General features: G+C 71.9%; 23 protein-coding genes and 2 pseudogenes. 14 read left to right on the top strand and 11 right to left on the bottom strand.

Going from position 1 to position 25,194, the window contains the following annotated elements:
• Positions 1 to 184: 184 nt before the first annotated feature.
• Both KIF24_RS30425 and KIF24_RS30420 read left to right on the top strand, forming a co-directional pair.
• Positions 185 to 400, top strand: a pseudogene (locus KIF24_RS30425) (peptidase S1); the annotation flags it as partial.
• Positions 401 to 424: 24 nt separating this feature from the next.
• Entirely contained in the window at positions 425 to 991 is a 567-nt protein-coding gene (locus tag KIF24_RS30420; RefSeq protein WP_221086966.1) for a YbjQ family protein, read from the top strand.
• A gap of 105 nt (positions 992 to 1,096) precedes the next feature.
• Here KIF24_RS30420 and purB read toward each other — a convergent pair whose 3' ends face one another.
• Complete coding sequence (purB, locus tag KIF24_RS30415; protein ID WP_221086965.1) at positions 1,097 to 2,521, bottom strand: adenylosuccinate lyase; 1,425 nt, start codon at positions 2,519 to 2,521, stop codon at positions 1,097 to 1,099.
• A gap of 633 nt (positions 2,522 to 3,154) precedes the next feature.
• On the opposite strand from purB, the gene KIF24_RS30410 reads away from it, so the two are divergent.
• A complete protein-coding gene (locus KIF24_RS30410) occupies positions 3,155 to 3,901 on the top strand; it encodes a Crp/Fnr family transcriptional regulator (protein ID WP_221086964.1) in 747 nt (248 codons plus the stop codon).
• A 67-nt stretch (positions 3,902 to 3,968) separates the two neighbouring features.
• On the opposite strand, the gene KIF24_RS30405 is transcribed toward KIF24_RS30410, so the two are convergent.
• Positions 3,969 to 5,297: a hypothetical protein gene (locus KIF24_RS30405; protein ID WP_221086963.1), complete on the bottom strand. Its 1,329-nt coding sequence runs from the start codon at positions 5,295 to 5,297 to the stop codon at positions 3,969 to 3,971.
• Positions 5,298 to 5,753: 456 nt separating this feature from the next.
• On the bottom strand, positions 5,754 to 7,046 hold the full coding sequence (locus KIF24_RS30400) for an acetyl-CoA C-acetyltransferase (protein WP_221086962.1): 1,293 nt from the start codon (positions 7,044 to 7,046) through the stop codon (positions 5,754 to 5,756).
• 54 nt (positions 7,047 to 7,100) lie between these two features.
• Here KIF24_RS30400 and KIF24_RS30395 point away from each other — a divergent pair, with 54 nt between their 5' ends.
• The 7 genes and pseudogenes from KIF24_RS30395 to KIF24_RS30365 all read left to right on the top strand — a co-directional run bounded on the left by KIF24_RS30395 (position 7,101) and on the right by KIF24_RS30365 (position 14,483).
• On the top strand, positions 7,101 to 8,474 hold the full coding sequence (locus KIF24_RS30395; protein WP_221086961.1) for a 3-oxoacyl-ACP reductase: 1,374 nt from the start codon (positions 7,101 to 7,103) through the stop codon (positions 8,472 to 8,474).
• Positions 8,474 to 9,598, top strand: coding sequence for a MaoC/PaaZ C-terminal domain-containing protein (locus KIF24_RS30390; protein WP_221086960.1), 1,125 nt, complete (start codon positions 8,474 to 8,476; stop codon positions 9,596 to 9,598). Before KIF24_RS30395 ends, KIF24_RS30390 begins: the two co-directional genes overlap by 1 nt.
• Before the next feature lie 85 nt (positions 9,599 to 9,683).
• Complete coding sequence (locus tag KIF24_RS30385) at positions 9,684 to 10,436, top strand: NUDIX hydrolase (RefSeq protein WP_221086959.1); 753 nt, start codon at positions 9,684 to 9,686, stop codon at positions 10,434 to 10,436.
• Positions 10,433 to 11,407, top strand: coding sequence for a serine/threonine protein kinase (locus KIF24_RS30380; RefSeq protein WP_221086958.1), 975 nt, complete (start codon positions 10,433 to 10,435; stop codon positions 11,405 to 11,407). The genes KIF24_RS30385 and KIF24_RS30380 overlap by 4 nt, the downstream gene beginning before the upstream one ends.
• A 10-nt stretch (positions 11,408 to 11,417) precedes the next feature.
• Positions 11,418 to 12,377: a hypothetical protein gene (locus tag KIF24_RS30375; RefSeq protein WP_221086957.1), complete on the top strand. Its 960-nt coding sequence runs from the start codon at positions 11,418 to 11,420 to the stop codon at positions 12,375 to 12,377.
• Between the two features lie 94 nt (positions 12,378 to 12,471).
• Positions 12,472 to 13,723: pseudogene (locus KIF24_RS30370) on the top strand (adenylosuccinate synthetase).
• A 115-nt stretch (positions 13,724 to 13,838) separates the two neighbouring features.
• Positions 13,839 to 14,483: a DedA family protein gene (locus KIF24_RS30365; RefSeq protein ID WP_221086956.1), complete on the top strand. Its 645-nt coding sequence runs from the start codon at positions 13,839 to 13,841 to the stop codon at positions 14,481 to 14,483.
• Here KIF24_RS30365 and KIF24_RS30360 read toward each other — a convergent pair.
• Complete coding sequence (locus KIF24_RS30360; RefSeq protein ID WP_221086955.1) at positions 14,458 to 15,096, bottom strand: TetR/AcrR family transcriptional regulator; 639 nt, start codon at positions 15,094 to 15,096, stop codon at positions 14,458 to 14,460. The two genes, KIF24_RS30365 and KIF24_RS30360, sit on opposite strands and share 26 nt — an antisense overlap.
• A gap of 67 nt (positions 15,097 to 15,163) precedes the next feature.
• Between KIF24_RS30360 and KIF24_RS30355 the strand changes: the two genes are divergently transcribed.
• Together KIF24_RS30355 and KIF24_RS30350 are read left to right on the top strand one after the other, a co-directional pair.
• On the top strand, positions 15,164 to 15,616 hold the full coding sequence (locus KIF24_RS30355; protein ID WP_221086954.1) for an SCP2 sterol-binding domain-containing protein: 453 nt from the start codon (positions 15,164 to 15,166) through the stop codon (positions 15,614 to 15,616).
• A gap of 1 nt (position 15,617) precedes the next feature.
• On the top strand, positions 15,618 to 16,832 hold the full coding sequence (locus KIF24_RS30350) for an acyl-CoA dehydrogenase family protein (protein WP_221086953.1): 1,215 nt from the start codon (positions 15,618 to 15,620) through the stop codon (positions 16,830 to 16,832).
• 55 nt (positions 16,833 to 16,887) lie between these two features.
• Here KIF24_RS30350 and KIF24_RS30345 read toward each other — a convergent pair whose 3' ends face one another.
• Together KIF24_RS30345 and KIF24_RS30340 are read right to left on the bottom strand one after the other, a co-directional pair.
• Positions 16,888 to 17,823, bottom strand: coding sequence for a hypothetical protein (locus KIF24_RS30345; RefSeq protein ID WP_221086952.1), 936 nt, complete (start codon positions 17,821 to 17,823; stop codon positions 16,888 to 16,890).
• Entirely contained in the window at positions 17,813 to 18,313 is a 501-nt protein-coding gene (locus KIF24_RS30340; RefSeq protein ID WP_221086951.1) for a SigE family RNA polymerase sigma factor, read from the bottom strand. The genes KIF24_RS30345 and KIF24_RS30340 overlap by 11 nt, the downstream gene beginning before the upstream one ends.
• Before the next feature lie 156 nt (positions 18,314 to 18,469).
• Between KIF24_RS30340 and KIF24_RS30335 the strand changes: the two genes are divergently transcribed.
• On the top strand, positions 18,470 to 19,615 hold the full coding sequence (locus KIF24_RS30335) for a serine hydrolase domain-containing protein (protein ID WP_221086950.1): 1,146 nt from the start codon (positions 18,470 to 18,472) through the stop codon (positions 19,613 to 19,615).
• A gap of 94 nt (positions 19,616 to 19,709) precedes the next feature.
• On the opposite strand, the gene KIF24_RS33660 is transcribed toward KIF24_RS30335, so the two are convergent.
• From KIF24_RS33660 to KIF24_RS30315, 5 genes are all read right to left on the bottom strand, one after another.
• Entirely contained in the window at positions 19,710 to 20,000 is a 291-nt protein-coding gene (locus KIF24_RS33660; protein ID WP_230415984.1) for a hypothetical protein, read from the bottom strand.
• Positions 19,978 to 20,184 carry a hypothetical protein gene (locus KIF24_RS33655; protein ID WP_230415983.1) on the bottom strand — a complete coding sequence of 69 codons (207 nt, stop codon included), beginning with the start codon at positions 20,182 to 20,184 and terminating at the stop codon, positions 19,978 to 19,980. Before KIF24_RS33655 ends, KIF24_RS33660 begins: the two co-directional genes overlap by 23 nt.
• A 98-nt stretch (positions 20,185 to 20,282) precedes the next feature.
• Positions 20,283 to 21,533, bottom strand: coding sequence for a phosphoribosylamine--glycine ligase (purD, locus tag KIF24_RS30325; protein ID WP_221086949.1), 1,251 nt, complete (start codon positions 21,531 to 21,533; stop codon positions 20,283 to 20,285).
• A 143-nt stretch (positions 21,534 to 21,676) separates the two neighbouring features.
• Entirely contained in the window at positions 21,677 to 22,585 is a 909-nt protein-coding gene (locus tag KIF24_RS30320; protein WP_221086948.1) for a type IV toxin-antitoxin system AbiEi family antitoxin domain-containing protein, read from the bottom strand.
• Positions 22,586 to 22,759: 174 nt separating this feature from the next.
• On the bottom strand, positions 22,760 to 24,049 hold the full coding sequence (locus KIF24_RS30315; protein WP_221086947.1) for an adenylosuccinate synthase: 1,290 nt from the start codon (positions 24,047 to 24,049) through the stop codon (positions 22,760 to 22,762).
• Positions 24,050 to 24,175: 126 nt separating this feature from the next.
• Between KIF24_RS30315 and KIF24_RS30310 the strand changes: the two genes are divergently transcribed.
• The gene (locus KIF24_RS30310; protein ID WP_221086946.1) at positions 24,176 to 25,171 is read left to right on the top strand and encodes an acylglycerol kinase family protein; all 996 of its coding nucleotides are present in this window, start codon (positions 24,176 to 24,178) and stop codon (positions 25,169 to 25,171) included.
• Positions 25,172 to 25,194: the final 23 nt, after the last annotated feature.

The following is a 25,194-nucleotide window of genomic DNA, read 5'->3' as shown; positions in this document are numbered from 1 at the left end:
AACGGGCGAGCGCAGCCAGCCTACCTGGCAGATACCGCGCGAGACGCACCGGCCGGACGCCGCCGGAGTGGTGCCCGACGCTCCCCGCAGGACCCCTTCAGGACCGATACGGGTTCGTTGCGATCCCGATACGGGTTCGTTGCCGGGCTCCCGGCGGGTCGGAGTCGACGCCACCCCCAGCGCCACCCCCAGCGCCACCTACGGCCGCTACGACCTGGCCCTGATGCGGCTGTCCAGCTCGGTGAGCACCGGCTACGTCACCCTCGCCACCAGCAACAGCGTCAGCGACACGTACGGCGGGCAGGTCGGGGTGGCCTCCACCGCCGACGGCGTGAACATCCAGATCTACGGCAGCGTCGCGTACAACCGGGCCTGGATCACCTCGGTGGCCGGTGTCTGACGGTTAGCGCCCCCGGCGGCGCGGATGGTGGGCTACGCGCCCGCCGTCCGCGCCGCGTCGTTTTTCAGCATCCGGGCAGGTGAACACGGCTCACGATGTGCCGCAGTCGAGCCTGCCAGCATCGGAACCGTGCTGGTCGTGACGACGGATCAACTACCCGGTTACGAGATCCGCCAGATCCTCGGCGAGGTGGTCTCCTCCATGGCCAGAACCCGCAACCCCTACCGCGAGGGCGTGAAGAACCTGCGCGGAGGCGCGTACGACCCGATGGCGCCGGACAACCTCACCCGGTGGCGTACCGACTCGGTCGCCCGGCTCGGCGAGGAGGCCCAGCGGCTCGGCGCGAACGCCGTGATCGGAATGCGGTTCGACAGCCGCGACTGCGGCGAGATGTGGATGGAGATCTGCGCCTACGGCACGGCGGTGATCGTGGTCCCCAAGGTCCCCGACATCATGCCCCCCGACCAGCCGCTGGTGGCGGCCGAGACGGCCCAGGAGCCGGCCTTCGCCGAGGAACCCGGCGGCATCGCCGAACCGGCGAGCGCCCCCAACCTCTCGTCCTCCGCCGATACGGCCACCCGCGACTCCTGACCCACCTCCGGTCGCGCCGACCCTCGGCCCGGTTGGTCGGGAAGGTTGTGGCCGGGATCCGGCCGGAACTTCTTGATCACTGCGCCTGGAGAGGGGCGGTGGGGGTCAGAGGATGGGGGGTGGTGAGTAGGTGGCGGCGGCGGGGTGGGCTTCGACGATCTTGGTGATCCTTGCCGTGACCGCCTGGATCTGGGCGGGGGCGGCGCCCACGAAGGCCGCACGGTCGGCCACCAGCGCGTCGATCTCGGAACGGGTCAGGTTGAGGCGGGGGTCGGCGGCGAGGCGGTCGAAGAGGTCGTTGTCGGGAGTGGCCTTCTCGCGCATGGCCAGCGCCACGGCGACCGCGTGCTCCTTGATCGCCTCGTGCGCGGCCTCCCGGCCGACACCCCGGCGCACCGCCGCCACCAGGATCTTGGTGGTGGCCAGGAACGGCAGGAACCGCTCCAGTTCCCGGTTGATCACCGCCGGGTACGCGCCGAACTCGTCCAGCACGGTGAGGAACGTCTGGAACAGCCCGTCGGCGGCGAAGAAGGCGTCCGGCAGGGCCACCCGGCGCACCACCGAGCAGGAGACGTCCCCCTCGTTCCACTGGTCACCCGCCAACTCTCCGACCATCGACAGGTAGCCCCGGATGATCACCGCAAAACCGTTCACCCGCTCCGACGAGCGGGTGTTCATCTTGTGCGGCATCGCGCTGGAACCGACCTGGCCGGGCTTGAAGCCCTCGGTGACCAGTTCCTGACCGACCATCAGCCGGATCGTGGTCGCCAGCGACGACGGTGCCGCCGCCAGTTGCGCCAGTGCGGAGATCACGGCCAGGTCGATCGAGCGCGGGTAGACCTGACCGACGCTGTCCAGTACCCGGCTGAAGCCAAGGTGTTCGGCGACCCGCCGCTCCAACTCGGCCACCTTGCCCGGGTCGCCGTCGAAGAGGTCCAGCTGGTCGGCGGCGGTACCCACCGGGCCCTTGATCCCCCGCAGCGGGTACCAGGAGATCAGGTCCTCCAGCCGCTCGTACGCGATCATCAGCTCCTCGGCGGCCGACGCGAAGCGCTTGCCCAGCGTGGTCGCCTGCGCCGCCACGTTGTGCGACCGGCCGGCCATCACCACGTCGGAGTACTCGTGGGCGTGCCAGGCCAGCCGGGCCAGCGTCGCCACCACCCGGTCCCGGATCAGCTCCAGCGACCGGCGCACCTGAAGCTGCTCGACGTTCTCGGTGAGGTCCCGCGAGGTCATCCCCTTGTGCACGTGCTCGTGCCCGGCGAGCGCGCTGAACTCCTCGATCCGCGCCTTGACGTCGTGGCGGGTCACCCGCTCCCGCGCCGCGATCGAGCCGAGGTCGACATCGTGCAGCACCCGCTCGTACGCCTCGACCACCCCGCCCGGCACCGGCACCCCGAGGTCCCGCTGGGCCCGGAGCACGGCCAGCCAGAGCCGCCGCTCCAGGCGGACCTTCTCCTCCGGGGACCAGAGGGCCACCAACTCGGGCGAGGCGTACCGGCTGGCGAGCACGTTCGGGATCGTCGTCACCCGCCCATTCTCCGGCACCGGCGTCCGGCCCCCCGTTCGGGTACGGCTGGCGGATGCGGCCCATCTCTGCCGGACCACCAAAGACCCGACACCGGAGACCCAACACGGAAGACCTCACACAGGAGATCCTACACCGAAGAAGCGACATCAGAGAAGCGACATCGGGGGCCTTCGGCGCGGTCACCCCGCCGGCAAAACGGGACAATATTGCACCAATCGCGCCTTGAGCAAACCTGGCCGGGCGGACACATTTCGAGAACCGTTCGGTTCGGCGGAGAAGGTTAAACGCGCGACAGACGGACAGGCGATCAACTCGCTAGCGTTACGGGAACGGGAATGAAGATCATTAGCAGTCCGGCATGGATGCCTGGGAGGACCGCTGTGTGTCTGACACCGAACACACCGACCAACCGATGTGATGGCGTTCACCGTCGCCGGGATGTTAGCAGCCGTAAGTAACCACAGCGGCAGTGGAATCGATGAACCTCGAAGGGAGGTTGATGGCACCTGTCGCTGCGCAAGCAACTCTTCGAGTCCTCCGCCGACCTCCCGCACGGACCCACCGCCCGCCGCAGGACAGCGTTCTCGCTGCCGGTTCCGAGCTGACGACATGTCTGGACGGTGAAAGAAGAGATGACCATGGCCAGCACGGGGACCGCCACGAGGGTCCTCGACGACATGCTCGTTCCGCGAGGATCGGAGCTCTCTTCTCGGCTGATGAAGGGCATAAAATCCACCCTCCACACGCGGGCCGTCCCGACCCGCCGGGTCGAACTGGCCGACGGTGAACTGCTCCACCAGCCGGGCGCGACCGATAGCCGCGTCTATCTCATCGAGACCGGTGCGATCTGCCTGGAACACTATTCTCCGACCGGGCGGCGGACCATTCTTGACGTGTTGTCGGCAAACGAGTACTTCGGCGAGGATTCGCTTCCCGGAATGCCGAGTCAGTACACTCCCGCCGCCATCACACCCACCAGACTGATCGTGATGGAGAGCGGCGTTCTCCATGGCCTTCTGCGCGAGGCGAATGTCTTCGACGTGTGGCAGCACAGTCAAATATTGAAAGCCCGCCGTCACCGGTCCCTGCTGTTACAGCATGTCACCTCCGACAGCGAGGCCCGGCTGGCGATGCGCCTGCTCGACTTGACCCAGAGCTTCGGCACGAGGACCGGTCAGGACATCCGGATCGGCCTGAAACTCCGCCACGAGGACTACGCCGCGATGATCGGCACGACCCGTTCCCGGGTCGGCCTGTTCCTCCAGCGCTTCACCGACCGCAAGATGATCCGGCGGGCGCCGTGCGGGGCGATCGTCGCCAACCCCCGCCTCATCGTCGGATACATCATGGAACGGATGGGCCTGCGTCCGACCGGCTGACCTGCCCGGCCACGCCCCGCGACCTCCGCTTGCGGCCACGACGGGCCGCAAGCGGAGTCGGCGAGGTTCACTGCTGGCCGCTCGGTTCCACGACCGGCGCCGCGAGGGCCGCGGTGGTAGTCGCCGGCGCTGCGGGGGCTGCCGCTCGGGCCGTGGCCCGGGCCGACAGGATGGCCTGCCGGCGGCGCCGCTCCTGGGCGCCCCGGTAGAGGCTGCGACCCCACAGCAGCAGGCCGCCACCGTCGAGGAGCACGCCGATGATCGCAATGGTGGCGAAGTCCAGGGAACCCATCAGGGAGTCCTGGCCGGAGGCGAAGAGGATGAACTGGTACAGGAAACCCCACAGCAGCGGGATACCGACGAAGACCAGCATCATGAGCGCTATCAGACGTCCGCTGAGCCAGGCGAGCGAGTACAACCGGACTATCCGCATCTCCCGCTTGGGCACACCAGACTGGTCCACCCGGGTCCTGCGCCTCAGTACCCGCGCGACCACGTTGCGCAGGAAGTTCTCGGTGTCGGCCATCAGGTTCCGGCACCCGAGCGCCGTGGCGACGATGTAGTAGCCGTCGGTCCGCATGAACAGGAACGACTGCCAGATGATCCGGACCAGGTACGTGAACAGCAGCGCCGTCAGCAGCAGCGCGGCCCATTCCGGCAGCTGAAGGAAACCGTGCCGGTTCGCCCACAGGGCGAGCACGAAGGACGAGGCCAGTACACCGTCGATGAGCGTGCCGGAGATGAACGCGACGAAGCGCTGGCGCCTCGGCGCCATCCAGATGCCGCTCATGTCGGTCTGGACCACCAACACGTACAGCTGGTTGCCGATGACGAGCCTCGACGGCACGCCGGCCGCCCGCGCCGCGACCATGTGAGCGGCTTCGTGGATCGCGACCCCGGCCAGTGTCAGGATGAACGTCGCCCAGGTCAGGGCTGCGAAGTGGATGGGGAACAGCAGCGTCTCGCCGGGCGTCGGCAGCACGTCCGGATCGTCCGAGGCGAGGTACACACCGGTCGCGATGATCAGGACGCAGGCGATCAGCACCGGGAGGCTGACCAGGCGGCGGGCGATGGTGGGGCTGAGCCAGTTCAGGCTGTAGCTACGCCGGGGCCGGCGAGCCGGATCCGCGGCGGCGACCGGACCGGCGACGGCAGCCGCGACCTTCTCGTCGATCTCGATGAAGCCCTCGTCGCCGAGGGCGTCCAGGAAGTCGGTGATGTCGGGCGTCTCGGCGTACTTCTGCTCGTACAGGCGGACCGCCTCGCCCACCGATTTGCCGGCGGCGAGCGATTGGAGGAGGTCCAGCCCTTCGGCGGGGATCGACAGGAACACCTGCCGTTCGACGTCGCCGATGATGACGGTGTCGCCCTCCGGTCGGTGGTCGAAGGGGCGCACTCTGACAAGTGTGTCTGACGGGTAGCCGGCCATGGATCGTCGTCCTTTTCGCTCATTTCGCAGGCGGGTCGATGAAGGCCGGCACCCGGCGTTACCGTCCGGGTGCCGGCCTTCAGGTTGGTGGCGTCACCGTCAGGAGACGACACACGCAGCAGCGACAGCGCTGGTCTTCACCGACTCCAGCCGGCGAACCGTGAGCTTCTTCATGACATCACCTCCCTCGCGACATCTGGTAGGACAACGATGTCTGCCGCGGGAGTAACCGTCTGCTCACTTATGTACATACGCCGATCGGCAGGGCGGTCACCAAAGGTCGCTGCCGGGGCGTGATGGCAGCCGGTAACCGCGGCTGACCTCGGTCAGCGCGCAGCATGGTGAGGCCCGGCACGGCGAGACGCCGCCCGGCACGGAATGACGAGGGCCCGGCCTCCGGTGACCTGGAGCGCGGCCGGCGGGTCAGCGTTCCAGGATGGCGGTGACGCCCTGGCCGCCGGCCGCGCAGATCGAGATGAGCCCGCGACCACTGCCCTTGGACGCGAGCAGCTTGGCCAGGGTGGCCACGATCCGGCCGCCGGTGGCGGCGAACGGGTGCCCGACGGCCAGCGACGAGCCGTTCACGTTGAGCCGGTCGGTGTCGATGGTGCCGAGCGGGGCGTCCAGACCCAACCGGTCGACGCAGAACTCCTTCGACTCCCAGGCGCTCAGGGTGGCCAGCACCTGCGCGGCGAACGCCTCGTGGATCTCGTAGTAGTCGAAGTCCTGGAGGGTGAGCCCGGCCCGGGCGAGCAGCCGGGGCACCGCGTACGCGGGGGCCATCAGCAGGCCCTCGTCGCCGTGCACGAAGTCCACCGCGGCGGTCTCCGACCAGGAGAACCAGGCCAGCACCGGCAGGTTGTGCTCGCGCGCCCACTCCTCACTGGCCAGCAGGACGGTGGAGGCGCCGTCGGTCAGCGGCGAGGAGTTCCCGGCGGTCATGGTGGCCCGCTCGGCGTCCGGCCCGTTGGCACCGAAGGCGGGCTTGAGCGCGCCGAGCTTCTCCAGCGTGGTGTCCGGGCGGAGATTCTGGTCCCGGGTCAGCCCCAGGTACGGGGTCATCAGGTCGTCGAAGAACCCCTTGTCGTACGCGGCGGCGAGCCGCCGGTGCGAGCGCAGTGCCAGTTCGTCCTGGGCCCGCCGGTCGATGTTCCAGCGCAGCGCCGTCTGCGCGGCGTGCTCACCCATGGACAGCCCGGTCCGGGGCTCGGCGTTGCGCGGGATCTCCGGCCTGAACGGCTGGGCCGGACGCAGCCGGGCGGCGATCCGCAGCCGCTCGCCGAGGGTGCGGGCGGAGTTGAGCTTGAGCAGCGTGCGGCGCATGTCCTCGTTGACCGCGAGCGGGGCGTCGGAGGTGGTGTCGACGCCGCCGGCTATGCCGACCTCGAGCTGGCCGAGGGCGATCTTGTTGGCGACCAGGATCGCCGCTTCCAGGCCGGTGCCGCAGGCCTGCTGGATGTCGTACGCGGGGGTGCGCGGGTCGAGCTTCGAGCCGAGCACCACCTCGCGGGTGAGGTTGAAGTCCTTCGAGTGCTTGAGCACCGCCCCGGCGACCACCTCGCCGACCTGCTGGCCGGCCAGCCCGAACCGGGCGATCAGCCCGTCCAGGGCGGCGCCGAGCAGGTCGGAGTTGGTGGCGCTGGCGTAGCGCGAGTTGGAGCGGGCGAAGGGGATCCGGTTGCCGCCGATGACCGCGACCCGTCGAACGTTCTGCACGATCCGCCTCCTCAGGAGTGTTGCCCGCACCTTACTCGCCAGTAGGCTACGCCTATGACCGACAGGTACGCGAGCTTCGTCCAGTCGGGCGCCGGGCGGGCGCTGGTCAAGCGCCTCGGGCTGCCCGATCCGCCGCGACTGCGCCGACACGCACCCGGCGAGCCGATCCTGCCCGGGCTGGCCCTGCTCGGCGCCGCCGCCGGAGGACGGCTCGCCGACCCGGTGGGCAAGATGCTGGCCGCCGCCGGGCTCGCCCTGCGCGATCCGGCCACCGCCGTGCCCGACCCGGCAACCGGCCGTACGCCGGAGAGCGCCGCCCTCGTCTACGACGCTACCGGCATCACCGACTCGTCGGGACTGCGGCAGCTCTACGACTTCTTCCACCCCCAGGCCCGGGCGGTGCAGCCCAGCGGGCGGGTGATCGTGCTGGGCACCCCGCCGGCCGAGTGCGCCACGCCGCGCGAGGCGACCGCCCAGCGGGCCCTGGAGGGGCTCACCCGCAGCGTCGGCAAGGAGTTCGGCCGGGGCATCACCGCGCAACTGGTGCACGTCACCCGCGCGGCCGACGCAGGCACCTGGACCAGCCTGGAGGCGACCCTGCGGTTCCTGCTGTCCGGCCGGTCGGCGTACGTCTCGGGCCAGGTGATCCGGATCGGCGCCGGACAGGCGACCGCCCCGGTCGACTGGGACCGCCCGCTCGACGGGCAGGTGGTGCTGGTCACCGGCGCGGCCCGGGGCATCGGTGCGGCGCTGGCCCGGGTGCTGGCCCGCGACGGCGCGACCGTGGTCGCGCTGGACGTCCCGGCGGCCGGTGACGAGCTGGCCGGCGTGGCCAACGAGATCGGCGGCAGCGCCGTGCAGCTCGACCTGACCGCCGCCGACGCGCCGGCCCGGCTCGCCGAGCACCTGGCGGGCCGGCACGGCCGGGTCGACGTGGTGGTGCACAACGCCGGCATCACCCGGGACAAGACCCTCGGCCGGATGGACGCCGACCGGTGGGACCAGGTCGTCGACGTGAACCTGTCCAGTCAGGAACGGATCAACGACCTGCTGCTGGAACGCGGACTGATCCCGGCCGGCGGCCGGATCGTCGGCGTGTCCTCCATCGCCGGGATCGCCGGCAACCGGGGCCAGACCAACTACGCCACCAGCAAGGCGGGGGTGATCGGGTTGGTCGAGTCGCTCGCCCCGGCGCTGCGGGAGCGGCAGATCAGCGTCAACGCGGTCGCGCCCGGGTTCGTCGAGACCCGGCTGACCGCCCGCATTCCGCTGATGCTGCGCGAGGCGGGGCGCCGGATGAACAGCCTCTCCCAGGGTGGGCTGCCGGTGGACGTCGCGGAGACCATCGGCTGGCTGGCCTGGCCCGCGTCGGGTGCGGTCAGCGGCAACGTGGTCCGGGTCTGCGGCCAGAGCCTGCTGGGGGCTTGATGGCCGGGCGCAGCCGCGACGACGAGCCGGCCGACGACCTGTCGGTCGGCGAGCTGATCGACGGGCCCACCGAGGCCCTGACGCCGGAGATCCTGGCCGCCGCGGCCAACTCTCCGGGCCACGGCGGGAACGGTGGGCCGACCCGCGACCTGTCCGGCCCGGGCCGGCCCGGCGATCTGACCGCGGTGGGCCAGCCGGGTGGGGCGCGCGGCCGGCGCGCGGCCGGCGGGACTCGTGGCGGCCCGACCGCACCAGGCCAGGCGGCGGCGCGGACGCGGGTGGAGCTGGCGGGGCTGCCGGCGGCCGGTCCGCTGTACCGGCGGGCGCTGCTGGGCGCGCTGCCGGGGCTGGGCGGCCGGCGGGATGCCGGGATGCCGGCGGTCGAGCTGACCGTCGGCGGGGTCGCGGTGGACCCGGAACGGCTGGCCGACTACGACCGGGTGTGCGGGTTCCGGCTCGCCGACCGGCTGCCCGCGACCTTCCCGCACGTCATGGGCTTCCCGCTGGCGCTGCGCCTGATCACCGCGCCGCAGTTCCCGATCCCGCTGGCCGGGGTGGTGCACGTCGGCAACCGGATCACGGTGCACCGGCCGGTCACCGTCGCCGACCGGCTCGACTTCACCACCTGGGAGGAGAACCTGCGCCCGCACGACCGGGGACGGCAGGTGGACGTCGTGCTCGTCGCGACCGTGGCCGGGGAGGAGGTGTGGCGCGGCGTCTCGACGTACCTGGGTCGGCAGCGCGGCCCGGGCGGCGGCGAGCGGCGTGACCGCGGTGCACCGCCCGCACCGCCGGCCGCCACCGCCCGCTGGCCGGTGACACCCCGGGTGGGTGTGCGCTACGCGCGTGTCTCCGGTGACCACAACCCGATCCACACGTCGCGGCTGGGGGCCCGGCTGCTCGGGTTCCCCCGGCCCATCGCGCACGGGATGTGGAGCAAGGCGCGTTGTCTCGCGGCGCTGGAGAGCCGGCTGCCCGAGGCGTACACGGTGGACGTGTCGTTCAAGCTGCCGGTTCCGCTGCCCGGCACGGTGGCCTTCGATGCCACGCCGACCGGCTCGGGCTGGGATTTCAGTCTGCACGACCCGCGTGGCCGTCCACATCTGGTGGGCGCCATCCGCTGATCGAGGCCCGGGTACTTGCCCGGCCCTCGATTTGCCGCTAGGTTGTTCTCAATCAGAGATATTCTCGGGATGAGAGTGATCTAGCGTGAACGAGCCGGACTTCCTCGCCACCTACGACCCGCGCGCCTACCCGGCCGTGGCCGTCACCGCCGACGTCGTCGCCCTCACCATCCGCGACCGCGCGCTGCACCTGCTGCTCATCCGCCGCGGCGAGCAGCCGTACGCGGGTCACTGGGCGCTGCCCGGCGGCTTCGTCCGGCCCGACGAGGACCTGGCCGCCGCCGCCCGCCGGGAGCTGGCCGAGGAGACCGGTCTCGGTGGCGAGCGGCTGCGTCGCGTCCACGTCGAGCAGTTGTCCTCGTACGGCGCGCCCGACCGCGATCCCCGGATGCGGATCGTCTCCGTCGCCCATCTCGCCTTCGCTCCCGACCTGCCGGATGCGGCGGCCGGCACCGACGCCGACGAGGCGGCCTGGGTGCCGGTCGCCGAGTTGGCGAACCGGCAACTCGCCTTCGACCACGGTCACATCGTCGCCGACGGGCTGGAGCGGGCCCGCTCGAAACTGGAGTACACCCCGCTGGCCACCCGCTTCCTCGCGGCCGAGTTCACCATCGGTGAGCTGCGATCCGTCTACGAGACGGTCTGGGGGCACCAGCTGCACGCCGGCAACTTCCACCGCAAGGTGCTCTCCGTGCCGGGCTTCGTGGAGAGCACCGGCGCCAGCACCGAACGCGGCGGCACCCGGGGCGGCCCGCGCGCTCGGCTCTACCGGGCCGGTGACGCCCGACTCCTGCATCCGGCGCTGCTGCGCCCGGCCCGGGAGGAGACGGTCCGGTGACGACCGAGGAGGCGATCCGCGTGGTCACCGCCGCCCATGACGGCGACGAGATGTTCGGCGGCGACGCGCCGCAGCGGCGCTACCGGGACCTCGTCGCCGCCCTGCACCCCGACCGGCTCCGCTGGGCCGGCCCGGGCGTCCGCGCCGCCGCCGCCGACGCCTTCCTCCGGGTCACCAGCAGCTGGCGGGCCCGCCAGTTCACCGTGCTGCGCGGCTACCGCTGCGGCCGGCCCGCGCACTCCGGTGACCTCGCCGACCTCTACGACGTCGGCGCGGACCGGCTGCTCAAGCTGCCCCGCAACCCCGCTGACAACGACCTGATGGCCCGCGAGCAGCATGCCCTGCGCACCCTCGCCGAGCGGGGCGACCCGCGCTGGCTGCCGTACGTGCCCCGGCTGGTCGACAGCTTCGCCCACCGGGACGCCGCCACCGGAGCCGAACGCCGGGTCACCGTGCTCGCCACCGCGCCCCGCCTGCGCAGCCTGGTCGAGGTGCGGCGCGCCCACCCGGACGGGCTGGACGGCCGCGACGCGGCCTGGATGTGGCGGCGACTGCTGGTCGCGCTCGGCCTGACCCACCGGGCCGGCGTGGTGCACGGCGCGGTGCTGCCGCCACACGTGTTGATCGAGCCGGACGCCCACGGCCTCGTGCTGGTCGACTGGTGCCTCTCGACCGAGCCCGGTGGGACCGTGCCGGCACTGCTGCCCGGGTACCAGGACTGGTACCCGGCCGAGGTCACCGAGCGCCGCCCGTGCGGCCCCGGCACCGACATCGCCCTGGCCGTCCGCTGCATGACCTGGCTGATGGGCCGCCACGCGCCGCGCGAGTTGCTCGCCTTCGCCCGCGGCTGCCGGCAACGGCTCCTGCGCGCCCGACCCGACGACGCCTGGCGGTTGCTCGGCGAACTCGACGAGGTGCTGCACCGGTTGTACGGGCCGCGCACCTTCCGACCCTTCACCCTCGACCCGTAAGGAGGCTGCCATGGGCAGTGGAATGTGGTCCACCGACGTGTACGACGCCGCCGACCGGTACCGCCGGGCGACCGGCACCAGCGCCTTCTCGTACAGCGACAGCGGGGCCCGGGTGGTACACCCGGCGCTGGACCCGCGCGGCGTGGTACGGGAGAGCCGCGACTCGGACGAGCATCCACGGTCGACCCCCGTCGCCGTGCTGTTCGACGTGACCGGGTCGATGGGGTACGTGCCCCGCACCCTCCAGGCCAAGCTGCCGCAACTGCTGGGCCTGCTGCTGCGCCAGGGGTACGCCCGCGACCCACAGATCATGTTCGGCGCGATCGGCGACGCCACCTGCGACCGGGTGCCGTTGCAGGTGGGCCAGTTCGAGTCCGACAACCGGATGGACGACGACCTCGGCCGATTCGTGCTGGAGGGTGGCGGCGGCGGCCAGATGCGGGAGTCCTACGAGTTGGCGCTGTACTTCATGGCCCGGCACACCGTCACCGACCACTGGGAGAAGCGGGGCCGGCGCGGCTACCTCTTCATCATCGGCGACGAGCTGGCGTACCCGAGGGTGAAGGCCGCCGAGGTGGCCCGGCTGATCGGCGGCGGTCCGCGCGAGGACGTGCCGCTGCGGCAGATCGTCGACGAGGTCACCCGCCACTGGGACACATACCACCTGCTGCCCGCCGGCAGCCACTACTCGGGCAACCGCCGGATGCTCGACTTCTGGCGCGGTCTGCTCGGCCAGAACGCCCTGGAGCTGGACGACCTCGACGCGGTCTGCGAGACCATCGCGCTCGCCATCGGCCTCGGCGAGGAGGCCATCGACCTCGACGCTGGTCTGCGGGACCTGGAGCAGGCCGGCTCGACGGCGGCCGGAACGGTGTCGAAGGCCCTGGACCGCCGGGACGAGGTCCGGCAGGCCGAGGTGACGAAGCTGCCCGCCACCCGGAGCGCCGGCGGTGGGGTGGTGCGGCTGTGACCGGCCCGGCGGCTGCGGTCGTGGACGGCCCGGAACGCCGGCCGGGCGGTCCGGGCGGCGGGCCGGCGGCGAGGGGCCGCGCGGCCCGCACGCGATCGTGGTCGACCTCGGGTACGGCGACGCCGGCAAGGGCACCGTCGTGGACTGGCTCTGCGCGACCCGACCGGTGCACACCGTGGTGCGGTTCAACGGGGGTGCGCAGGCGGCACACAGCGTCGTCCTGCGCGACGGCCGGCACCACACCTTCGCGCAGTTCGGTGCGGGCACCTTCCACCCCGGCGTACGGACCCACCTGTCCCGGCACGTGGTGGTGGACCCGCTCGCGCTGGCCGCCGAGGCCGACCATCTCGCCGCCGTCGGGGTGCCCGACGCGCTCGACCGGCTGACCGTGGACGGGGAGGCGCTGCTGGCCACCCCGTACCACCGGGCCGCCAACCGGGCCCGGGAGTTGGCCCGCGGAGCCGACCGGCACGGTTCCTGCGGGCTGGGGTGGGCGAGGCCGTCGGGTACGGCCTCGCCCACCCGCCGAGGCGCCCCGGGTTGCGGACTGCCGCGACCCGGGGCGACTGCGCCGCCGGCTGGCCCTGCTGCGGGACCGGCTCGGCGCGGAACTCGGCCCGCTGGACGTTCCGCCCATCTCCGACTGCCTGCGCGCGTACCGTCGCTTCGCCGAGCGGGTGGCGATCGTCGACCGGGCCTGGCTGGCCGGGGCGTTGCGGGCCGGTCCGTGCGTGTTCGAGGGTGCGCAGGGGGTGTTGCTGGACGAGTGGCACGGCTTCCACCCGTACACGACCTGGAGCACCACCACCTTCGGCAACGCCGAAACGCTGCTGGCCGAGGCCGGGCTGGCCGGGTCGGCGACCCGGCTCGGGGTGCTGCGGACCGTCACCACCCGGCACGGGCCGGGGCCGCTCGTCACCGAGGACCGGGCGCTGCCGCTGGCCGACCCGCACAACCCGACCAACCCCTGGCAGGGCCGCTTCCGGTTCGGCCACTTCGACGCCGTCGCCCACGCGTACGCCGTGGCGGCCACGGGCGGGGTCGACGGCCTGGCGCTGACCCACCTCGACCTCGTCGATCGCGGCCTGGATCTGCGGATCTGCCGCCGCTACGACACCCTGGACCGGCTGGCTCCGGGCCCACCCGGGGACCTGGCACAGCAGGCGGCGCTCACTGCCCGCCTGCTGTGCGCCCGCCCCGTGTACGACCACCGGCCGGCGGACTGGCCCGCGGCGGTGGAGCACGCGCTGGGCGTACCGGTGGTGCTCACCTCGCACGGCCCGGCGGCTGGCGACAAGACCGTACGAGGTGCGCTGCTCACGCGGCCGGCGGGTGCGCTGATCTGACCCGCCGCGGCGGGCCGGCGGCGAGCGCACAGCCGGCTCAGCTCGACAGCGTGCGAGGGGTAGCCGTCTCGCCGATCACCGCACGGCCGGCGCGGTCGACGACGAGCATGGGTCCATGGAGGCCGCCCTCGACCTGATCCGGCAGACCCTCACCTCACCGTGGGTTTACCTGCTGCTGTTCGGGTTGACCACGGTCGACGCGGTCTTCCCGCTGGTGCCGGCCGAGGCGGCGGTCATCAGCGTCACCGTCCTCGCCACCGGGGGCGAGCCGAACCTGGTGCTGGTGATCGTGGCGGCCACGATCGGTGCCACCGCCGGCGACCACATCTCGTACGCGATCGGACGTGGGGGCGGATCGCGGCGATTGGAGCGCTCGCCGGCGGACAGCCGACGCCGGGCCGGTTCGGCGTGGGCCCGTCGGGCGGTGGACCGGCGCGGAGGCATGATCCTGGTCGCCGCCCGGTACCTCCCGGGCGGGCGGACGGCGGTCACCCTCACCATGGGTGCGGTCCGCTACCCGCTGCGGTCGTTCGCCCCGTTCGACCTGATCGCGGGTGCCACCTGGGCGCTCTACTGCGTGCTACTCGGCGTCTTCGGCGGGCTGGCCTTCGAACGCCACCCGCTGCACGGCATCCTCGCCGGCATCGGGCTTTCGATCGCGGTGACCTTCCTGCTGGAGCTGGCCCGCCGGTTGCGGCACCGGGCACACCGCGGGACCAGCCGAGGTCGACCCCCTACCCCCCGGGGGGACGCCATGTGACGCCGCCCAGCAGCTGGCCGGCACCGAGCCAGGCGACGTTCATCATCCGGGTGGCGGTCTTCTCCGGGTCGACGCCCGGTCGGTCGGCCAGCCAGTCCGCGAGCGACTCGGTCGCCCCGACCAGGGCGTACGCGACCACCTCCAGCTCCGTCTCGGCCACCTCCCGACCCTCGGCGCGCAGCGCGTGGTCGAGCATGCCGGCCACCACCTCGACCAGCCGGGCGCGCATCACGGCGAGTTCCCCGGCGAACGGCTGCTCGCCCCGGGCCTGCCGGTAGAGCACCGCCCAGCCGTCCCGGTGCGCGCCGACGAATCCGAAGAACGCCCGCAGCCCGCGCCAGAGTCGCTCGTCGGCCGGCAGGTCGGGGGCGACGGCACCGGCGATGGCCTCCATCATCCGGGCGCCCTCGCGGTGCAGGCAGGCGACGAAGAGTTCCTCCTTGGTGCCCAGGTACGCGTACACCATGGGCTTGGAGATGCCGGCGACCTCGGCGATCTCGTCCATGCTGGCACCGTGGTAGCCGCGCCGGGAGAAGACCCGCACGGCGGAGTCGAGCATCTGCTGCTCGCGTACGGCGCGGGGGAGGCGCTTGAACGCAGGACCGGTGGACACCTTGCTAGCATACCTACTCATGCGTAAGGTTACGCCGGAGTAACCACTGTCCGAGAGGTGCTTCACCATGACTGACTTCGACCCGGCCAACTTCTCCAACGTCGGCCCGAAGGAATTCGCCCAGCTCGTCAAGAACACCCCGGAGAGCAAGCTCGCCGAGGTGATGTCGGGCGACCTGCGCGGCAAGATCCTCGGCGAGGTCTTCGGGCGGATGCCGCAGTTGTTCCGCGCCGACCGGGCCGGGTCGACAAACGCGGTCATCCACTGGAACATCACCGGCGCCCCCGACGGTGGCACCGACACCTACGAGGTGGTCGTCGCCGACGGCACCTGCACGGTCAACGAGACCCCGCAGCACGACCCGCGGCTGGGCCTGACCCTGGGACCGGTGGAGTTCCTGAAGATCGTCTCCGGTGGCGCCAACCCGGTCATGATGTTCATGACCGGCAAGCTCAAGGCCAAGGGCGACCTGGGCCTGGCCGCGAACATCGCGAACCTCTTCGACATCCCCAAGGCCTGAGATGGTCGAGTTCTCGCTCGACCTGAACGAGGAACAGCGGGATCTGCGCGACTGGGTGCACGGCTTCGCCAGCGAGGTCGTGCGCCCGGCCGCGGCCGAATGGGACGCCCGCGAGGAAACCCCGTGGCCGGTCATCGCCGAGGCGGCGAAGGTCGGCCTGTACGGCTTCGAGTTCCTCGCCACCTGCTGGGCAGATCCCACCGGCCTGTCGCTGCCGATCGCCAGCGAGGAACTCTTCTGGGGCGACGCGGGCATCGGACTGAGCCTCTTCGGCACCTCACTCGCGGTCGCCGCCATCTACGGCACCGGCACCCCTGAACAGCTCGTCGAGTGGGTGCCGCAGTGCTTCGGCGAGGTGGATTCCCCGGCCGTCGCCGCGTTCTGCTCCTCGGAGCCCGAGGCCGGCTCCGACGTGGGCGCCATCCGCACCCGGGCTACCTACGACGAGGCCACCGACGAGTGGGTGCTGCGCGGGCAGAAGGCGTACGCCACCAACGGCGGGATCGCCGGGGTGCACGTGGTGACCGCCTCGGTCGAGCCGGAGCTGGGCTCGCGGGGGCAGGCGGCCTTCGTCGTGCCGCCGGGCACGGCCGGGCTCAGCGCCACCCGCAAACTGCGCAAGCTCGGCCTGCGGGCATCGCACACGGCCGACGTCTTCCTCGACGACGTCCGGGTGCCGGGGCGGTGCCTGCTCGGCGGCAAGGAGGCGCTGGACGAACGCCTGACCCGCGCCCGGTCCGGGCAGCGCGCCACCGGCCAGGCCGCGATGCGCACCTTCGAACTGACCCGACCCACCGTCGGCGCGCAGGCGCTCGGCGTGGCCCGAGCCGCCTACGAGTACGCCCTGGACCACGCGATCCAGCGCGTCCAGTTCGGCCGGCCGATCATCACCAACCAGGCGGTCGCGTTCGCGCTGGCCGACATGAAGATGGAGATCGACGCCGCCCGGCTGCTGGTCTGGCGGGCCTCCTGGATGGGCCGCAACAACCGGCCGTTCACCGCCGGCGAGGGCTCGATGTCCAAGCTCAAGGCCGGCGAGGTGGCCGTCTCGGTGACCGAACGGGCCGTCCAGTTGCTGGGCGGAGCCGGTTTCCTGCGCGACCACCCGGTCGAGCGCTGGTACCGGGACGCCAAGATCTACACCATCTTCGAGGGCACCTCGGAGATCCAGCGGCTGGTCATCTCCCGGGCGATCTCGGGAATGCAGATCCGCTGACCAGGAGGCATGCGGGCAGGGACCTGCCATACATGGTCCGCGGGTGTGTCCGGCACTACAGCCGGTCGACCGCCCTGCGGGTCATCCTCCTCGCGAAGTCGCGGGAGCCGCCGAGGTCGGAATGGGGCTCGACCACGGCCACCAGGTCACCGCGCCGCGCCACCCCGAGGTACCAGCCGGGGTAACCGGCACCCTTCTCGCCCGAACCGACGTAGATGAGCAGGCTCTCGTCCCCGGCAAAGTTCCGCTCGACGATCAGGGCGTGCCACTCCTCTGGCATCCGTTCGTTGTTGAACGTGGCACACCGGGCGACCCGCTGGCGGATCTCGTCGAGGAAGTCGCTGGCGGCACCGGGGCGGTACCTGGTCACCGACTCGAACCCACCGATCTCCGGACCACCGTCGAAATGCCGGAACCGGCCGGCGAGCCGGTCGGCGTCGGCGTCGTACCCGGCGTCGTCGAGGCAGACGTTGGGCTTCGCGCCGCCGGTCCTCCCCGGCTCGTACACCGGATATCCCGGACCGTCGGCGATCACCACATAGCACCTGCCCCAGTCGGCGCCGGTGAGCATCAGCGAGACGTTCAGGGCCTGCCCGGCGTGGGTGGGTGTGGTGTCGGGGAAGGGCGGGCTCTCGTCGCACCCGGGCCGGGGCGACCCGGTGGTGCGGTCCGGTGCCTCCGAGGTCTCGGAGTTGCCGGTCGGCTCCGGCGATGCGCCGACCGGTGCGGAACTCGACGAGAGGCTCGGCGACGGGGTGGGCGATGGCGTGCTGTCGATGATCGGTGGTATCGACGGCGCCGGATCCGCGAGCAGTTGGCGGGTGCCGACGGCAGTTCCGCCGACCACGAGCGCGACGGCGAGCAATCCCCCAACCGCACGTACCCGGCGTCGCCGGTCTCCACGCGTACGCACCATGTCAGGCATCGGCAGCGCCACCCGGTCGCTGTCCGTCCCGAGTGACGAGAACATCCGCTCCAGGTCAGCCGACATCGTGCGCCTCCGGGGTCACATCGTCGAGTACAGCGGCGAGCCCGGCCCGGCCACGGGACAACCATGACTTGACCGTCCCGGGCGACGTACCGGTTTCGGCAGCGATCTGCGCCACCGACAGGTCACACAGGTAGTGCAGGGCTACCGCCTGCCGCTGGGCAGCCGGCAACCGCCGCAACGCCCCGACCAGCAACACCGTGTCGTCGCTGGGGGCGGCTGCGTGGCCTGGCGGTCCGGCGCGGCGCAACGCCAGCCGCTGGGTGTGTATCCGACGCCAGCGGTCGGTGGCCAACCGAGCCACCACCAGGCGGACCCAGGATTCGGTGTGGTCGTAGGCGGCAACCTTGCGCCAACGCTGCCAGGCCCGGACGTACGCCTCCTGCACGATGTCCTGCGCCTCGGCGAGGTCTCCGGTCAGGGCGTACCCGTATCGGAGCATCCGGCCGGCCGTGCCCCGGTAGAACTCGTCGAAGCCCTCGGCATCGCGCATCCCGACCACCCTCTCCTGCCCGTACCTCAGACACGGCTGACCACCTGTCCCGGTTGCACGAGAGAAGGATCGACAGCCACCCCTACCGGTCGGCCCAGGGCTGTATCGGGGTGATCCCCGATCCGGCGGCCGGGAAGGCCCCGGCAGGCTCGGCCCATGCGAATCACCCGACGCAGCCTCCTAGCCGGGTTCACCCTCGGCATGTTGCTGGCTGGCACCCTGACGGCACCTGCCCACGCGACTCACCAGGGCTGCGCCGCCGGCACCCTCGACCCGGCCGGCCTGGTGGCGGCCGTCGGCCAGATCCCCGACCGTGAACTCACCACCACCAGCGTGCAGCTGCGGGTCACCACACCGGACGGCTGCTGGCGTGGTGCCTTCGGCGTACGCGATCTGCGGTCGTCGGCACCGGTGCCGGCGAACGCCCGGGTCCGGATCGGCAGCGTGACCAAGGTCTTCACCGCCGTGGTGGTGTACCAGCTGGTGGCGGAGGGCCAGCTGGACCTCGACGAGCCGGTACGGCCGCACCTGCCGGACCTGATCCCGGCCGACTGGCCGACCATCACCGTGCGACAGTTGCTCGCCCACACCAGCGGCCTGCCCAGCCCGGTCCTACCGGACGGGCTCGACTGGCAGCTCGCGCACCGCTACGACCGGTGGACCCCGGAGCAGATCGTCCGGTCGGCGCTGACGAACCCGCCGGAATACGCTCCCGGCGCGGCACAGCGCTACACCAACATGGGCTACATCGTCGCCGGCATCCTGATCGAGCGGGTGACCGGGACGTCGTACCCGGAGCAGCTGCGGCAGCGGATCCTCCGGCCACTCGGATTGCGCGACACGTACGCGCCCGGCACCGCCACCGGCATTCGCGGACCGCACGTCCGGGGATACCAGCAGGTGAACCGCGCCGGCCGCACCGAACTGGTCGACGCGACGCGCTGGAGCCAGACCTTCACCCCCGCCTCCGGTGACCTCGTCTCGACCCTGGCCGACCTTGATCGGTTCGCCGCCGCCCTTTTCGACGGCCGCCTGCTCGCCCCGGCGCAGCAGCGTGAGCTGTTCACCCACCCCTGGGCCGGCGCGGGGTACAGCAATGGTGGGCTCTCCTCGGTTCGGCTGCCCGACGGCCATACGTTCTGGGGCAAGTCCGGCGCCCGGTACGGCTACCAGGCTCTCATCGGCGCCCTCGACGACGGCAGCGTACGCCTCGCGTTCGCCGCCACCCCGACCGACGCGAAGGCCGACGGGCAGTCGGCCCTCGCCCAACGAGTCTTCGGCGCCGTCCTGGCGCTCGCCTGAGCAGGAGCGCGGAGCCGGCCGTGCCGGCTCCGCGCTCAGCGGTGGTTGATACGGGACCCCTGCTCTACCGCAGGCGTCAACAGGGGGCCCTTCCTTACCGGTCGGTGGCGCGGCCGATAGCGGCGGTGACTCCGCTTACCCGGTCGGCGAGCAGGCCGAGCGCGCCCACCGCCCGGTCCACCGGGTCGTCGCCCGCCCCGCCGAGGGCCCGCGAGCGCCGGAAGGCGTCCTTCACCTCGGCCCAGCGGTGGGCCTGCTCCGGGTTCAGCCGGCCGCGCAGCTCGGCGAGCTTGAGCAGACTCGCCTCCGCGCCCGCCGTCAGGGTCTGCGCCTCGCCCAGGTAGTGGTCGTCGATCACCGCCTCAAGCTCGTCGTCGGTGAGCACCGGGACGATCCGCTCGGCCAGCTTGTTCCATGTTGCGGTACGATCCTTGCAGCTGGAACGGCGGTTCGACACGCGCGTCGTCGGACTGCGCCGCCGAGGCGATGTACGCCTGGTTGTTGGTTAGCACCACCTGCTGCACCCGCAGCAGCTTGCGCAGCACCGAGACGATCTGCTCCAGCTCCACCGGCGGTCCGGCCCCGGGTGGGCTACGCGCCCGCCGTCCACGCCGCGGACTCGCCGGCCGTCACCGGGATCCCGAGGCCGGCCGACCCCGATGAACCGTCAGCCGGAAACGGCGACCCGGCCGTCGATCGCGGCGGCGGCGATGTCCGAGCGGTGGTGCGAACCGGCGAGCGCGATGCCGCGAACCAGCTGGTAGGCCGCGTCCCGGGCGGAGGCCAGGTCGGCACCGGTGGCCGTACCACAGAGGACCCGGCCGCCGGCGGAGAGCAACGCGCCGTCGGCGGGCCGGCGGGCGGTGCCGGCGTGGATGACGCCGGGCCGCTCCGCGCCGGTGATCACGTCGCCGGTGCGCGGCTTCGCCGGGTAACCCTCGGCGGCCACCACGACGGTCACCGCGGCGCCGGCACGCCAGCTCAACGGCGGGTGCTCGGCGAGCGAGCCGGTGGCCGCGGCGTGCAGCAGCCCGCCCAGCGGCGTCTCCAGCAGGGCGAGCACCACCTGGGTCTCCGGGTCACCGAAACGGGCGTTGAACTCGATCACCCGGGGCCCGGTGGCGGTGATCGCCAGCCCGACGTAGAGCAGCCCGGCGAAGGGTGTGCCCCGGCGGCGCATCTCGGCCAGCGTCGGGTGCACCACGTCGCGCATCACCTCGTCGACCAGGCCGGCCGGCGCCCACGGCAGCGGCGCGTACGCCCCCATGCCGCCGGTGTTCGGGCCGCTGTCGCCGTCGTCCACCCGCTTGAAGTCCTGAGCCGGCAGCAGCGGCACCGCGGCCTCGCCGTCGGTCACCACGAAGAGCGAGACCTCGGGGCCGGCGAGATATTCCTCGACGACCACCCGGCCACACTCCCGCGCGTGCGCTTCGGCCGCGGCGCGGTCGTCGGTGACCACGACGCCCTTGCCGGCGGCGAGCCCGTCGTCCTTGACCACGAAGGGTGCGCCGAACTCGTCGAGCGCCTTGCCGACGCTCTCGGCGTCGGCACAGGCGTATGCGCGAGCGGTGGGCACCCCGGCGGCGGTCATCACGTCCTTCGCGAACGCCTTCGACCCCTCCAGCCGGGCCGCCTCGGCGGACGGCCCGAAGACCGCGATGCCCTTGGCCCTGACCGCGTCGGCGACCCCGGCGACCAGTGGCGCCTCAGGCCCGACCACCACCAGGTCGGCCTGCGCCTCCACGGCCAGCGCGGCGGCGGCGGCCGGATCGACCGGGTCGACCGCGCGCAGCTCGGCGATCGCGCCGATCCCCGGATTGCCGGGCGCCGCGATCAGCACCTCGACGGACGGATCGTCGACCAACCCCAGCGCGAGCGCATGCTCCCGCCCGCCACCACCAAGAAGAAGAACCCGCACGCCGAGTCATCCTACCCACCCCACCACTGGCCCACGTTGATCATGAAGTTAGCGGGTGCTTTGATCTCCAGAACACCCGCTAACTTCATGATCAACGCAGGGTTCGGCGGGGGTGGGGTGGGGTGGGGGTGGGGTGGGGGTGATCAGGAGCGTGCAGTTAGGGCCTGGCGGACCAGGTCGGGAATGTAGTCGGAGCGGAGAGTGTCGGCCCAGGTGAAGCGGAGAACGGTCCAGCCGGCGTTGACCAGGCGATTTTGCCGTCGCCGGTCGGCGAAGACGGCCTCCGGAGCGGAATGGGGTCCGCCGCCGTCCGCCTCAGCGATCACTCGGGCCCGGCGCCAGCCGAGGTCACCGATGCCAAGCAGGTATCCGTCGTCGTCGCGCACCTCCAACTGGAGCACGTCGGGCGGCACGCGACCGTCGACACACCGCAGCCGGGTACGTGTCTCCAGTGGTGACTGCGCCCGACCGTCAGCCTCGGCCAGGTAGCCGCGAGCGGCCACCGCCCCCCGGCGTCCCCGGACCAGTGCCGATATGGCAGCCAGGTCGTCAGGGGTCAACAGCCGCCGGTTGAGCGCCGAGTCCAGCACGGCCACCGCCGCGTACCGCTGCGCGCGAAGCAGGACGGCGGCAACCGTGTGCCTCGGGTCCGACACCGCGATTCCCGCCACCGACGTCATCGCGCCAGGTGGCCGGTCGAGTTGATGGACCACCACCGCCGGATCGTGCAGCCTGGCCGGCCTGGCGGCGTTGCCGGGCAGGCCGACGTGGATTTCCTCGGTGGGCGGCAGACCGGCGATCCGGTGCAGCTCGGCTGCGGTGTCCAGCACGGCATGGGCATGCGGGCCCAGTGACAGAACGGCAGCCCGGATGCGAGCTCGCCGGGGTGCCACCTCGACCGCCCGGGCTTCGGTCAGATAGACAGCCCGAGCCAGGGGCCGCCACCGGCCGATCGCCACCAGATGGTCGATGTCGTTCCGGCCGAGCCCGCCGCGAAGTGCCTGATCCCGCGTGACCACGCCGTCCTGCGTGGCCGCAAGCCTGCGAATCATCTCCACGAGACCCGACCATGGCCCCTCGTCCACCCCGCCCGCGACCCCTGTGGACAACCACCGCGCCCCTGTGGACAACCCACTGCCACCAACGTGGTCGATCATGAAGTTGGCGGGTGCTTTGATCTCCAGAACACCCGCTAACTTCATGATCAACGCAGAGTCAACGCAGAGTTAGGGGAGGAGGGGGTGGCGGGTTACGTTTTCCTCACGGCCGGGGCCTACGCCGACGACGCTGACGCGGGTGTTGCAGAGTTGCTCGATCCGCGCGATGTAGCGTCTCGCGTTCTCCGGCAACTCGGCCTCGGTCCTGGCCTCGGTGATGTCCTCCCACCAGCCGTCGTGCTCTTCGTAGATCGGGGTGGCGTGGTGGAACTCGGTCTGGGTCATCGGCATGTCGTCGACGCGCTTGCCGTTGATCTCGTAGCCGACGCAGATCGGCACCGTGGACAGGCCGGTGAGCACGTCGAGCTTGGTGATCACCAGATCGGTGACACCGTTGAGGCGGCAGGCGTACCGGGCGACGACCGCGTCGAACCAGCCGCACCGCCGTTCCCGGCCGGTCGTGGTGCCGTACTCGTGGCCGACCTTGCGCAGGTGCTGACCGTTGTCGTCGAACAACTCGGTGGGAAAAGGCCCCGAACCGACCCGGGTGGTGTACGCCTTGCTCACCGCGATCACCTTCGTGATAGCGGTCGGCGGGATGCCGGCGCCGACGCACGCCCCGCCGGCCGTCGGGTTCGACGAGGTGACGAACGGGTACGTGCCGTGATCCATGTCGAGCATGGTGGCCTGGGCACCCTCCAGCAACACGGTGTCGCCACGGTCCAACGCGTCCCAGAGCATCGCCCGGGTCTCCGCGATGTACGGCCGCAGCCGCTCCGCGTACTCCAGGTACTCCTCGATGGTGGCGTCGACGTCGATCGCCTTGCGGTTGTAGACCTTGAACAGCACCTGGTTCTTCTCGCGCAACGCGAGTTCCAGCTTCTTGCGCAGGATGCCCGGGTCGAGCAGGTCCTGCACCCGGATGCCCATCCGGGCGACCTTGTCGCCGTAGGCCGGGCCGATGCCCCGGCCGGTGGTGCCGATCCGCGAGCTGCCCAGGTAGCGCTCGACCACCCGGTCCAGTGCCCGGTGGTGCGGCATGATCAGGTGCGCGTCACCGGAGATGCGCAGCCGGGAGACGTCGACACCTCGTTCGGCCAACCCGTCGATCTCGGTGAGCAACACCTTCGGGTCGACCACCACACCGTTGCCGATGACGATCACGGCGTTCGGGGAGAGGGCACCCGACGGCATCAGGTGCAGGGCGTACTTCTGGCCGTCCGGGGTGATCACCGTGTGACCGGCGTTGTTGCCGCCGGAGTAGCGGACGACGTAGTCGACCCGCTCACCCAGCTGGTCGGTAACCTTGCCCTTGCCCTCGTCGCCCCACTGAGCGCCGATGAGCACGATCGCTGGCATCTTCTCGCCTCCAGAAGGCTCGGGTGCCAGATGGCGACCGGTCAGCGAGCCCGGGGTGTCAGGTTAACAAGTAGTGACGGCACGACCGGCAGGGGTCGCGCCGAGAGGCAGCAGGAGGAGCTACCCGTGTACGACGTGGTGCTGCTCACCCTGGGCGCGGAGCGGACCGCTCCGGGGGCCGGGTGCGGCGGCGGGGCCTGCTGCGGCGGCGGGAACGGCACCGCCGAGGATCGGGGCGAACGCTGCGAGACGCCCCGCGTACCCGTGCTGGCCTGTTCGGACGCGCTCACCGCACGGGGCGCGCGGGTCGAGACGGTGACCGCCCGGTCGGACGCGCAGATCGACGAGGTGTTGGCCCGGCTGGACGGGCCGCCCCGACCGGACGGCCTCACCTGGCCCGACTCCGATGCCAAGACGCGGCTCGTGGTCGCGGTGGCCGGTGACGCACAGTTACGGGCCGTCCTGCGCCGGCTGGTCCGGCGGTACGCGCCGCCGCCGAGCCGCCGCCCGGCCGACCTGGCCGGCAACCGCACGGTGCCGGACCTGCCGCCGGTCGGCGTGCTGCCGCTCGACCCGGCGGGCAGCACGACGCACCGCGACCTCGCCGCGCAGCTCGGGCTGCCCCGCGACCCGGCGGCGGTGGCCGCCGCGGTGCTCGACGGCGTCCCCCGCCGGCTCGATTTGCTGCGCAACGACGGCGGATCGGTGACCCTGGACGGCGCGCTGCTCGGTGCCGCCGCCGAGGACGGGCGCCCGCTGCACTGGCGCGGCCGGGTGGAGGTGGACGACGCCGTCCTCTCCAACGGCGACGACCCGCTGCTCGCCTGCGCGGTCGGCAACGCCGGCGGGTACGCCCGGCTCGACGACGTGACCCTGCTCGCCACCCCTGATCCGACCGACGGGATGGTCGACGTGGCGGTGGCCGTGCCGGTGGTCACCCGGTCGCGGCTGGGGCGACGCCGGGTGCGCCTGGAGGTGCGCCGGGCCCGTGGCCGGGCCGTGTCGGTGCTGCCCCGCGACGACGCGGCGCTGCCGTACCTGGACGACGGCGTGGAGGGGCAACTGACGCGTAAGCGGTCCTGGTGGACCGAGCCGGGCGCCTGGGCGGTCTGGTCGGCCTGACCCGGCGGAGACACCAGCGGCCC

The organism is Micromonospora tarapacensis (assembly GCF_019697375.1).
Classification (GTDB): Bacteria; Actinomycetota; Actinomycetes; order Mycobacteriales; family Micromonosporaceae; genus Micromonospora; species Micromonospora tarapacensis.
Note: the sequence above shows the minus strand (reverse complement) of the source record. Positions and strands in the feature narration are given on the sequence as shown.